The organism is Paraburkholderia sp., assembly GCF_035656215.1.
Classification (GTDB): domain Bacteria; phylum Pseudomonadota; class Gammaproteobacteria; order Burkholderiales; family Burkholderiaceae; genus Paraburkholderia.
In genome coordinates this window covers 1-10,655 of sequence record NZ_DASRSY010000278.1, presented here as the reverse complement: position 1 = coordinate 10,655, position 10,655 = coordinate 1, and the positions used below count along the sequence as shown (strand labels likewise).

Here is a 10,655-nt window from a genome sequence, read left to right as displayed (position 1 = left end):
ACCGAAGGCCGGCTCGAACGCGCGTTTCCCGAGTTCCGGCCGTTGCTGCCGAACTGCCGCTTCTACAACTGCCATCACCTGCAGGAGCCGGGCTGCGCGATTCTCGAAGCGGTCGCCGACGGCCACATCCGGCGCGAACGGCACGCCCTGTATGCGCAACTGGTGCACGAAGCCAGCCAGATCGTGCGCTGAGGCGCGTCGCTGTCAACCCATGGATTCACGATGAAATTGATGCGCGCGCCGAATCTGATCATCGGACAGCATTGGGTCAATGTGCTCGAGACGGCGGGCATCGCTTGCGAGTTGCATAACCGTTATCTGAACGGCGCGCTCGGGGATATTCCGGCAGATCAGTGCGCGCCGGAACTGTGGCTCGTCGATGAACGCGATGAGGCGATGGCGCGGCGCCTCATCGATGCAGCTTCACATGGACCGGCTGCGGGCTCGCCTTCGTGGCAATGCCGCCAGTGCGGAGAAATGCTCGAAGCGCAGTTCACGGTGTGTTGGCAGTGTGGGACGGCGCGTGATCCACTGGATGGGTGAAGCGGTTGAGGCCTGGCTGAACGGTGAATGGTTCGAGCGCGGGTGAAAAGTGGCGAAGCGCGCTCGGGCCGTTTCGGTCAGGCTGACCATCTCATTAAGCCGGGTTCGTTATACCCGGCTTTTTTGCGTTGCGTCAGTCGCGCGCTGATTCAAGCAAGCTGTATCAGGCGAGCCACACCGCAATCGTCAGCATCAACAGCAGGATCATCCACAGCACCACCGCGCGCCACACGAGACCCACCGCCGATTGCAGGGTGCGCGGCGTGCAGTCGTCGCCGACCTGCATCGGGCCGCCGTCGCCGGTAGCCAGCGCGTCGAGGCTCGACTGCTCGGCAAGCGGCCCACTCAGACGCGCACCCAACGCCCCACTGCCCGCGGCCAGCAACACGCCGTCGTTCGCGTCGGGCCACTGACGCGCGTGGTTGCGCCATGCATAAATCGCGTCTTCGAAATTACCGACGATCGCAAAGCCCAGCGACGTAAGCCGCGCCGGCACCCAGTCGATCACGAAGAAGGCACGCTGCGCGAAACTCGAAAACGCGGCGGTACGATCGTCGACCGGCCGTGCCCACGTGCGCGCCAGATACTCGGCAATCCGGTACAGCACCGCGCCGGCAGGCCCGACCGGAATCAGGAACCAGAAAAACACGCCAAACACGTGCCGGTGCGAGGCGACCACCGCGTGAATCAGCGTATGACGCACGATCTCGCTGACGGGCATATCGACCGTGTCAAGCCCGGTCCATTCATTCAGGATTTCACGCGCGCGCGGCACATCGTCGTTGTTCAACGCGAGGTGGATGTCGGTGAAGTAATGGCTGAACTGCCGGAAGCCGAGCGTGAAGTACAGCACCGCGACGTTCCACAGGAAGGCCAGCGCGAAGTGAATGTGATACAGCACGTAGTAGACGAGCGCGACGGCCAACGTCCAGGGCACCACCACTACGAGCCACGCGAGCACGCCATGCTTGGGCTTGCCGGCATCGAATCCGTGCGCCGCCGACTCCGCGTGGTATTGAAGCAATGCCGCCACCGGATTGTTCAGCGACAGCGCGCGCACCTGTTCAATAATCAGAGCCAGCAATACGGAGAAAAAAGTCATGCGATGCGCCGTGCTTTTCGAGTTTTTACGATTGTTTTATAACGATAGCACAGGGTCGGATGCGACTGAGCGCAGACATTGACAAACACCCAACAAGTGCACAGGCCGATGTCGCTCACGCCGCGAGAAAGCGATAGAAGTTGCGCAGCATCGCCGCCGTCGCGCCCCAGATGAAATAATGGCCACCCACCTGGCGCTCGCGATCTTCCGCTTCAGCCGACGCAGCCCGCGGATAAGGCATGGCGAAGAAACGGCGCTCGCCGCCTTCGTAACGAAACACGCGCTCCTCGTGATGCGCGGGATTCATTAAAAAAGCGAGCGGCACTTCGAAGACGTCGGCTACTTCGAGTGCATCGGCTTTCAACGTGAATGGCGGGTGCACAAGACCGATCACGGGCGTCACCCGAAACCCGGTGCCCGTCAGATAGTCGGGCAACGCACCGAGAATTTCAACGCGTGACGGGTCGAGACCAACTTCTTCCTGCGCCTCGCGCAAGGCCGTGGCCGTCGCATCGGCGTCGAACGGTTCGTGACGGCCGCCGGGAAAACTCACCTGGCCGGCGTGGTCGTTCAGATGGTCGGCTCGTTGGGTCAGCAGCACGGTGAGGCCATTGTCGCGCACAACCAGTGGCACCAGCACAGCGGCAACACGCGGATCGATGTGCTGATCGCGCCAGGGTGCTTCGATAATCGGTTCAGGCGTCCAACTCAGACGCTGCTCGAAGCGCGCACGCAGACCATCGGGCGTCAGGCGCCCGGCAACCACCGGTGGCAGATCGGCGCCCGTCGCTTCGACAGGTAGAGTTTCAGGCTCAAAGGCGGGGCGGATCAACGGGTCTCTCGGAATGAGCGGATAGGGGACATTCCGCTATTTTGACCTGGCAAACAAAAAAGCACCCGCGAGGGGTGCTTTTTCTTACAGCTTTTACGCTGCCGGAGCAGCGCGGTCTTTCTTCGCGACCAGCTTTTCCTTGATCCGAGCCGACTTGCCCGAACGGTCGCGCAGGTAGTACAGCTTTGCACGACGCACATCGCCACGACGCTTCACGACGATGCTTGCCAGCAGCGGCGAGTACGTCTGGAACGTACGCTCGACGCCTTCGCCCGACGAAATCTTGCGGACGATGAACGACGAATTCAGACCACGGTTACGCTTGGCGATCACGACGCCTTCGTAAGCCTGAACACGCTTACGCGTGCCTTCAACCACGTTCACGCTGACAATCACCGTATCGCCGGGGGCGAATTCGGGGATGGTCTTCTCGCCGAGAGCGCGGCCGATTTCTTCCTGCTCGAGTATTGCAATCAGATTCATCACTGACTCCTATGTCCATCTTGTCGACGTTCGTACCTGCCTCACAAAAAATGCTTGGCTACGGCCCCGATAGAGGATGGGTTCACATCTGGCGCCGTACACGCATGTGCGGCGCCGCCTATGTCCGCTTGAAAGACCAGGGCTTTATGCCTTCGACTCTTCCTTCGCGAGACTCGTAAGCCATGCCTCGTCGGCACGGCTCAACATCTTGTTCTTTCTGGCCTTCACGATCAGATCGGGCCGTTTGTTCAACGTGTTGCGCAAGGCTTCACGCCGGCGCCATGCTTCGATTTCCGCATGATGGCCGCCGAGCAGCACATCGGGCACACGCACGCCGTCGTATTCCTCCGGACGCGTGTAATGCGGACAGTCCAGCAGCACCTCGACGAAACTATCTTGCACCGCCGATTGCGAGTCGTTCAGCACGCCCGGCAACTGACGCACCACAGCATCCATCAGCGCCATAGCCGGCAACTCACCGCCGGACAGCACGAAGTCGCCGAGACTGACTTCTTCGTCGACGACACGGTCGAGCAAACGCTGATCGATCGCTTCATAGCGCCCGCACAACAGGATCAGACCGGGCTCGGCAGCAAACTGCATGACACGGTCGTGATTCAGCGTAGCACCTTGCGGCGACATCATCACGACGCGCGACGCGCCGATGCCCTGCTCCGCCTGCGCCGCTTTCGCCGCGCCGATCGCGTCTTCGAGAGGCTTGGCCAGCATCACCATGCCGGGGCCGCCGCCGTACGGGCGATCGTCGATTGTGCGGTAGTTGTCGGTCGTGAAATCGCGTGGATTCCACGTGCGCAACCCGTAGCGCTCCTGCTTCGCCGCACGGCTGGTGATACCCCAGTCGGTCAGCGCACGAAACATGTCAGGAAAGAGCGTCACGACATCAAACTGCATCGCTCTCTCCATTCAGCGAGTTATTTAGTAATCGGCTTCCCAGTCGACGATGATCTGCTTCGCCGCCTGATCCACCGTTTTGACAAAGACGCCGACGAACGGGATCAAACGCTCGCCGGTGACCGGCTTACCGCTTTTGTCGGTATCCGGGAATTCGACGCGCAACACCGAGTGCGCACCGTTGTCGATCATGTCTGCAACCTTGCCGAGATTGACTCCGGCAACGTTCACCACATCCAGGCCGAGCAGGTCGACCCAGTAGAATTCATCGGCTTCGAGGGCCGGAAACTCACTGCGGCTGATATAAACGCGCGTGCCGCGCAGTGCTAGCGCCACATCGCGGTCAGTTACGCCGCCCAGATGGGCAACGACACTGTCGCTATGCGTTTTTGCGTGTAATGACGGCGCAGACTTGCGCTCCTGGCCTTTCAGCAACCACCAGCGCTTCGCGCTTAGCAACGCATCTCCGCCGTGCCCGGCGTCCGCATGCGCGGCCACCTTGACCCAGCCTTTGAGGCCGTAAGCGTCGACAATTGCACCGACCTCGACCGCATCGGCCGGCCAGCTTTCCACCGTTTCCGCTCGCATTTCTGCTGCGCCGGATCCGGTGCTTGCAACTTTGGCTTTCGCCTTTTCTTCGGTCCCTTCGACCGGCTTGCGGACGAACGCACCGAACGGCGCCTGACCAGACGTCTTCGCGCGCGGGGCCGCCGCTTTTGCCTTCACGCGACCTGAACTGCTGGAATCACGCTCAGACATAAGAGAACCTCGCTGCCAACTTCGACGTCTGCTTCAGCAATACTCGCGCATCGGACTGCTCACGCAAGCTGCGCGAGCCGCCGGCCGAACCGACGACGATACGCATGCTAGCTACCATTAAGCAGCCGGCTGCGCCTTTTGCGCTTCTTTCACGAGACGCTCGACGGTCGGCGACAGTTGTGCGCCAACGCCTTGCCAGTACGTCAGGCGATCTTGAGCGATACGCAGCGACTCACCCTTCGTAGCGACCGGGTTGTAGAAGCCAACGCGTTCGATGAAGCGGCCGTCACGACGGTTACGCGAATCGGTTGCGACGATGTTGTAGAACGGGCGCTTCTTGGAGCCGCCACGAGCCAAGCGGATGATGACCATACTAGAATCCTTGAAAACCGGGGTTCGGAACGACTGAAACACGCGATTATAGCGGGAAACCAACGCCATAACAAACACTTACCGGGATAAACTGAGCGACGGGGTTGAGCCGGCCCTACGGGCTGGGGGCCCGGAGCACGCCGAGACGCCCGAATTACCTGATGGAACGCCCGTGAAACTCCTGCCTCCGCCTGTGTTTTTTTTCGCTTCGTTCGCCGTCTTTCGACGAGTCCCCGGTTCTTCGCTGCTTGCCAGCTTTTCGCGCGCCGCCCGCGTTCAGACGCTGCGAACCGGCGCAGCACTGTTGCTCGCCGCCACGGCCCTGCCAGCGCTAGCCGGGCTACCGGTCGAACGCATTAAACTGCCGCCGGGCTTCCATATTGAAGTGTTGTCGGACGCGGTGCCGAGCGCGCGGGCCATGGCGCTCTCGCCGAAGGGCATTCTCTATATAGGCAGCCTCGACGGCCACGTCTACGCGCTCGAGCTGCAAAATGGGCGCGTGACGGCTCGTCACGTGATCGCGTCCGGATTGGAAACACCGGCGGGCGTGGCGTGGCGGGAGGGCGCGCTGTATGTGTCCGCGGTGTCGAAAATTCTACGCTTCGACGCGATCGACGCTCATCTGAACGACCCGCCCAAGCCGGTCGTCATCACCGACAAACTGCCGACGGAAACACATCACGGCTGGAAATTCATCGCTTTCGGGCCGGACGGCAAGTTGTACGTACCACAAGGCGCGCCCTGCAACGTCTGCCTGAAAGACCGCGACCGCTTCGGCCTGATCGGCCGGATGGACCCGGACGGCAGCCATTATGAAGTCGTAGCGCGCGGCATCCGTAACACGGTCGGCTTCGCGTGGCATCCGGTGACGCACGAGCTGTGGTTCACGGACAACGGCCGCGACCTGATGGGCGACGACGTACCCGACGACAAGCTCAACCGCGCGCCCCGCAACGGCATGGACTTCGGATTTCCGTACTGCCATGGCGGCGACACGCCCGACCCCGAATTCGGCAAAAACCATCCCTGCAGCGCATTCACACCGCCGGTTGTCAAACTCGGTGCACATCTCGCCTCGCTCGGTATGCGCTTTTACAGCGGCTCGATGTTTCCGGCCGCTTATCGAGACAATATTTTTATCGCCGAACACGGTTCGTGGAATCGCAGCAAGAAGGTCGGCTACCGGGTCGTGCAGGTGATCACCAACCCGGACGGCAGCAACGCGCATCAGGAAGTCTTTGCCGAAGGCTGGCTCCAGCCGGGGGAAGCGGTGTGGGGGCGCCCTGCCGACGTCCAACCGATGCCTGACGGCTCACTCCTGATCAGCGACGACTACGCCGGGGCGGTCTATCGCGTGACCTACACAGCACCTTAGCCTTAACCGCCGCGTAGCTCTGTGCTCAGTGATTCCGCCCGGTCAAACCCGCGGCGCCTTCAGCCCCCCGCTGCCAAGGCGATCACACGCCGCGCGACCGGCGCCACGCAGCGTGGCGTAGAATGCGCGTCGGTCCACGCCCACCGGCGCCCCGCTCCTTTCGACCGCCTGTCACTCATATCCCGCCTACATGTCCACTCTTGCTTCGACTTCCTCGCATTTCAGATCCAAGACGATTACCGCCGCGCTGGCGTTCTTCTTCGGCAGCCTCGGTGCTCACCGCTTCTATCTGTACGGCATGCGCGACATTTACGGTTGGGCTCATCTGCTCGGCACGCTGATCGGGATTCCGGGCGTCATGCTGGTGGTGGCAAGCGAGCGGGCTTCGATGCTCGGCTGGGTGCTCGCGTTTTTCGGCGCCGTTTCGCTTCTCTCCGCTTTTCTGGCTGCAATCGTCTACGGCCTGCGTCCGGATGAAAAATGGGATGCGCAGTTCAACGTGCAAACCCAGCGCAAAAGCCGCTCTGGCTGGACCGTCATTTTCATCGTGATCTTTTCGCTGCTGATCGGCGCGTTCCTGCTGATGACGGGTCTCGCGATTTCATTCCAGACTTACTTCGAAGGCCAGGTGCAGGCCGCCAAAGCGCTGTCGCAATAACCGCCTACGCTTTACGCTAAAAAAGGTTCAATTGAGGATTGTCGCGCGCCGGCGCTTCGGCACGCGGCGGCTCGCCCCGGCGAAAGTGCGACATGTCCAGAATCCCGCGATCACGCCGGTTCAGTCCCAGACGGCGCGTGGCTTTCTGAAATCGCTGCTTTAGCAGATCCGCCCACAAACCTTCTCCCTTCATTCGAGTGGAGAAGTTCGAGTCATAGTCCTTCCCGCCTCGCATATCGCGTACGCGGCTCATCACCCGGTCAGCACGATCGGGAAAATGCGCCGCGAGCCAATCCTTGAATAGCGGTGCAACTTCCCACGGCAAGCGCAGCACGATATAGCTCGCATTGCATGCGCCGGCTTCCGCACAGGCTTCCAGCACGCGTTCCATGTCCGGCTCGGTGACGAACGGAATCACTGGCGCGATGCTGACGCCAACAGGAATGCCCGCCTCGCTCAACGTACGGATCGTGCGCAGTCGACGCGACGGCGTGGCCGCACGCGGTTCTAGCGTGCGCGCAATATCCGCGTCCAGTGTGGTGATGGTAATGGCCGCCATGAACTGCCCGCGCGCCGCCATCGGCGCGAGCAGATCGAGATCACGTTCGATCAGCGACGATTTGGTGATCGCCGCGAATGGATGACCCCGTTCGCTGAGCACTTCGATCACCCGCCGCGTAAGCCGCAAATCGCGCTCGGCGGGTTGCCAGGCGTCCGTATTGACACCCAGCGCGATCGGCTCGGGCACGTAGGACTTCTTCGACAACTCGCGCTCTAGCAATTCCGGTGCATTGATCTTCGCGTAGATGCGGCTTTCGAAGTCGAGCCCCGGCGACAACCCCAGATAACTATGCGTAGGCCGCGCGAAGCAGTAGATACAGCCATGTTCGCAGCCCCGATACGGGTTCAGCGACACGCTAAACGGAATGTCCGGTGACGCGTTGCGCGTGAGAATGGTCTTGGCCCGCTCTTCGAAAACTTGCGTGCGTAGGACCTTGGGCTCGCCATCTTCCCCGGGCGACGAAAGCCAGCCGTCGTCAACCACTTCGCGCTGGTCGATTTCGTACCGGCCTTGCAGGTTCGTCACTGCGCCGCGCCCCTTGCGAGGTGCCGGCGGAGCGATCGGAAATTCGTGAGCAGAGGGGAGGTCGGAATCGGTCACGGCTGGAGTACACAAAAACAAACACGGCGCAAAACACCTGTATAAATATACAGTGTTTACGCCGTTTGTCGAGTCCAACTGAGCAGTTACCGCACGAACTAATCGGCAACCGCAATTGTCAGCGTTTCCTTGATCTCTTCCATCACCACGTAGCTCTTCGACTGCACTGCACCGGGCAGTTGTAGCAGGATGTCCCCCAGCAGCTTGCGATAGTCGGCCATTTCGCCGATGCGGGCCTTGATCAGATAGTCGAAGTCGCCCGAGACGAGGTGGCACTCCAGCACTTCGGGGATCTTCTGCACCTCGCGGCGGAACTGGTCGAACATGTTGCCGCTTTTGTGATCGAGCGTGATCTCGACGAACACCAGCAGCGCAGCGCCCAGTTCGGCCGGGTTCACACGTGCGTGATAGCCGGTGATCACGCCGTCGCGCTCCATCCGTTTGACGCGCTCGATGCAAGGCGTGACCGACAGTCCGACCTGTTCGGCGAGGTCTTTCATCGCCATCCGGCCGTCCTGCTGCAGGAGCCGCAGGATCTTGTGATCGAGTTTGTCGAGGGACCGGACTGGCTGGCGCTGTGTACGCATAGTGTTTTTGCTGAAAATCCTGAAAATACAATAACAAAACCTACCCGACTGTTAATAGTATAGCGGTTAACACTGGGCGATCCGCGTTACACCTCGTTAATCGAACGAATTCAAACGAACAGACGAGCGCGCCGCCCTCAGAACTCTTATTGGATATCCTGGAGCAGCTATGCGAGTCGTCGTTTTGGGCAGTGGCGTTGTCGGAGTGACGAGTGCTTATTACCTGGCGCGCGCCGGTCATGAAGTCACTGTCATCGATCGCGAGGCCGGCCCGGCGCTCGAAACCAGCTTCGCCAATGCCGGCCAGATCTCGCCGGGCTACGCGTCACCGTGGGCGGCGCCGGGCGTGCCGCTGAAGGCCGTCAAGTGGATGTTCCAGAAGCATGCGCCGCTGGCAATCCGCCTCGACGGCACGCAATTCCAGCTGCAATGGATGTGGCAGATGCTGCAAAACTGCACGTCGTCGCGTTATGCGGTGAACAAGGGTCGCATGGTCCGCCTCGCCGAATACAGCCGTGATTGCTTGCAAGCACTGCGCGCCGAAACCGGCATCCAGTACGAAGGCCGCACCGGCGGCACGCTGCAGGTATTCCGCACGCAACAGCAGTTCGATGGCGCCGCGAAAGACATCGCCGTGCTGCGGGAAGCCAACGTGCCGTATGAGCTGCTGTCGCCGGCCGAACTCGCGCAAGCCGAACCGGCACTCGCCGCGGTCTCGCACAAGCTGACGGGCGGTCTGCGTCTGCCGGGCGACGAAACCGGCGACTGCCAGATGTTCACCACGCGCCTTGCCGCGCTGGCCGAGCAACTGGGCGTCAAGTTCCGCTACAACACCCCGATCGACGCACTCGCCATGGCGGGCGACCGCATCGCCGGCGTGCAATGCGGCGATGAACTGGTGCGCGCGGATTCGTTCGTCGTGGCACTCGGCTCATACTCGACCAAATTCCTCTCCGGTCTCGTGAAGATTCCGGTCTACCCGCTCAAGGGTTATTCGATCACCGCGCCGATCGTCAATGAAGCGTCCGCGCCGATTTCGACCGTGCTCGACGAAACCTACAAGATCGCGATCACGCGTTTCGACGACCGGATTCGCGTCGGCGGCATGGCCGAGATCGTCGGCTTCGACAAATCGTTGCGCCAGGCGCGCCGCGAAACACTGGAACTATGCGTGAACGATCTGTTCCCGGGCGGCGGCGATACGTCGAAGGCCACGTTCTGGACCGGTCTGCGTCCGATGACGCCGGACGGCACGCCGATCGTCGGCCGCACCCGTGTGCCGAACCTGTTCCTGAACACGGGCCACGGCACGCTGGGCTGGACAATGTCGTGCGGCTCGGGTCAGTTGCTGGCCGACGTGATGTCGGGCAAGCAGCCGGCGATCCAATCGAACGATCTGTCGGTGCATCGCTATCTCGGCGAGACCGGCGAAGCGCATCGTCCGGCTTATGCTTGAGGCTTGGAGGCTAAGAATTAGGGCTTAACGATTAACGATTAACGCTTCGAGAACGGTTGAGCCGGTTTTTTTATCGCTAACAAAACGGTCAGACAAAAACAAATGGCGCCCCAACACAGGGCGCCGTTTGTTTTTACCGACGAGCTTTCGCTACATAGCTCGATAGAAGTGCGGCATCAGAACTGATCTTCCGACAACGCCAGCACACTCTCTCCACCCTTCGCGCTAACGATCGACGCTTCCAACGCCGACGCCAACGGCAACACGTGCTCAGCGTAGAACTGCGCGGTCGCGATTTTCGCGCCGTAGAACGACGGATCTTCGTCGCGCTTTTCAGCCGCCACGAGCAACGCACTCGCCATCTGCCAGCCGCCCAGAACAGTGCCTGCCAGCTTCAGATACGGCACGCTGCCG

At 61.2% G+C, this 10,655-nt stretch carries 13 protein-coding genes and 1 pseudogene; 5 read left to right on the top strand and 9 right to left on the bottom strand.

Translation table 11 applies throughout. From position 1 onward, the window contains the following. Together VFE81_RS15660 and VFE81_RS15655 are read left to right on the top strand one after the other, a co-directional pair. Window positions 1-192, top strand: a pseudogene (locus VFE81_RS15660) (ribosome small subunit-dependent GTPase A); the annotation flags it as partial. Between the two features lie 30 nt (window positions 193-222). Beyond that, complete coding sequence (locus VFE81_RS15655; RefSeq protein ID WP_325045467.1) at window positions 223-543, top strand: DUF2007 domain-containing protein; 321 nt, start codon at window positions 223-225, stop codon at window positions 541-543. A gap of 163 nt (window positions 544-706) precedes the next feature. Here VFE81_RS15655 and VFE81_RS15650 read toward each other — a convergent pair whose 3' ends face one another. The 6 genes from VFE81_RS15650 to rpsP all read right to left on the bottom strand — a co-directional run bounded on the left by VFE81_RS15650 (window position 707) and on the right by rpsP (window position 5,003). Next, window positions 707-1,645, bottom strand: a complete 939-nt coding sequence (locus VFE81_RS15650) for a CobD/CbiB family protein (RefSeq protein WP_325045466.1) — start codon at window positions 1,643-1,645, stop codon at window positions 707-709. Window positions 1,646-1,760: 115 nt separating this feature from the next. Further along, window positions 1,761-2,477, bottom strand: coding sequence for a CoA pyrophosphatase (locus VFE81_RS15645; protein ID WP_325045465.1), 717 nt, complete (start codon window positions 2,475-2,477; stop codon window positions 1,761-1,763). 93 nt (window positions 2,478-2,570) lie between these two features. Continuing rightward, window positions 2,571-2,960: a 50S ribosomal protein L19 gene (gene rplS / locus VFE81_RS15640; RefSeq protein WP_325045464.1), complete on the bottom strand. Its 390-nt coding sequence runs from the start codon at window positions 2,958-2,960 to the stop codon at window positions 2,571-2,573. A gap of 144 nt (window positions 2,961-3,104) precedes the next feature. After that, window positions 3,105-3,872: a tRNA (guanosine(37)-N1)-methyltransferase TrmD gene (trmD, locus tag VFE81_RS15635; protein WP_325045463.1), complete on the bottom strand. Its 768-nt coding sequence runs from the start codon at window positions 3,870-3,872 to the stop codon at window positions 3,105-3,107. Window positions 3,873-3,896: 24 nt separating this feature from the next. After that, window positions 3,897-4,631: a ribosome maturation factor RimM gene (gene rimM / locus VFE81_RS15630; protein WP_325045462.1), complete on the bottom strand. Its 735-nt coding sequence runs from the start codon at window positions 4,629-4,631 to the stop codon at window positions 3,897-3,899. A gap of 117 nt (window positions 4,632-4,748) precedes the next feature. Beyond that, a complete protein-coding gene (gene rpsP / locus VFE81_RS15625) occupies window positions 4,749-5,003 on the bottom strand; it encodes a 30S ribosomal protein S16 (protein ID WP_006050280.1) in 255 nt (84 codons plus the stop codon). A 172-nt stretch (window positions 5,004-5,175) separates the two neighbouring features. Between rpsP and VFE81_RS15620 the strand changes: the two genes are divergently transcribed. Beyond that, on the top strand, window positions 5,176-6,378 hold the full coding sequence (locus VFE81_RS15620) for a PQQ-dependent sugar dehydrogenase (RefSeq protein ID WP_414695601.1): 1,203 nt from the start codon (window positions 5,176-5,178) through the stop codon (window positions 6,376-6,378). A gap of 190 nt (window positions 6,379-6,568) precedes the next feature. Beyond that, complete coding sequence (locus VFE81_RS15615; RefSeq protein ID WP_325045461.1) at window positions 6,569-7,036, top strand: NINE protein; 468 nt, start codon at window positions 6,569-6,571, stop codon at window positions 7,034-7,036. 16 nt (window positions 7,037-7,052) lie between these two features. On the opposite strand, the gene VFE81_RS15610 is transcribed toward VFE81_RS15615, so the two are convergent. Beyond that, window positions 7,053-8,198, bottom strand: coding sequence for a PA0069 family radical SAM protein (locus VFE81_RS15610; RefSeq protein WP_325045460.1), 1,146 nt, complete (start codon window positions 8,196-8,198; stop codon window positions 7,053-7,055). A 98-nt stretch (window positions 8,199-8,296) separates the two neighbouring features. Continuing rightward, a complete protein-coding gene (locus tag VFE81_RS15605; protein ID WP_325045459.1) occupies window positions 8,297-8,785 on the bottom strand; it encodes an Lrp/AsnC ligand binding domain-containing protein in 489 nt (162 codons plus the stop codon). 169 nt (window positions 8,786-8,954) lie between these two features. On the opposite strand from VFE81_RS15605, the gene VFE81_RS15600 reads away from it, so the two are divergent. Further along, complete coding sequence (locus VFE81_RS15600) at window positions 8,955-10,241, top strand: D-amino acid dehydrogenase (protein ID WP_325045458.1); 1,287 nt, start codon at window positions 8,955-8,957, stop codon at window positions 10,239-10,241. Window positions 10,242-10,417: 176 nt separating this feature from the next. Here the strand turns inward: VFE81_RS15600 and VFE81_RS15595 are convergent. Further along, window positions 10,418-10,655 (bottom strand): acyl-CoA dehydrogenase C-terminal domain-containing protein (locus VFE81_RS15595; protein ID WP_325045457.1); only part of this gene is annotated, 238 nt, incomplete at its 5' end.